The sequence below is a fragment of the Neisseria sp. P0021.S006 genome (assembly GCF_051956895.1).
This window is the reverse complement of the sequence record NZ_JBQCWZ010000754.1, coordinates 1-683: the sequence shown is the minus strand read 5'-3', so window position 1 is coordinate 683 and position 683 is coordinate 1. Positions and strand designations below refer to the sequence as shown.

Genomic DNA, 683 nt, shown 5'->3' with positions numbered 1-683 from the left:
ATCGGCGTTGTAGCGAATGGCTCTGATAAGTTGGAAGTCAAATTGGCTAAAGACTTGGTAGTAGACAGCGTGAAAGCCGGCGATACCACAGTTAATACCGATGGCGTGAAAGTTGGCGATGTCAATCTGACTAAAGCCGGCTTGAACAACGGCGGTAACAAGATTACCAACGTTGCAGCCGGTACCGATGATACTGATGCGGTGAATGTTGCTCAGTTGAACAAAGCTGCGGCTGCGGCTAAGACCGAAGTCGTTCAAGGCGATAACATTGTTGTTACTCAGGATGTCGGCGCCAATGGCCAAACCATTTACAAAGTGGCTACCGATAAAAACCTGAAAGTTGACAGCGTTACCGCAGGTGATACCGTGATGAATAATGACGGTGTGAAAGTTGGCGATGATGTTGCATTGAACAAAGACGGCTTGAAAGCAGGTGATGTGAACCTGACCAAGGCTGGCTTGAACAATGGCGGCAACAAGATTACCAACGTTGCGGCCGGTACGGATGACACCGATGCAGTCAATGTTTCTCAACTGAAACAAGCTGCTGCTGCGTCTAAGACTGAAGTCGTTCAAGGTAAGAACATCGTTGTGACTGAAAAAACAGGTGACAAAGGTCAGACTGTTTATGAAGTTGCTACCGATAAAGACTTGGACGTTGACAGCGTGAAAGCCGGTGATAC

Annotated in this window: 1 pseudogene; it reads left to right on the top strand. The window is 47.7% G+C overall.

From position 1 onward, the window contains the following. Positions 1 to 30: 30 nt before the first annotated feature. Positions 31 to 683, top strand: a pseudogene (locus ACTHUM_RS16905) (hypothetical protein); the annotation flags it as partial.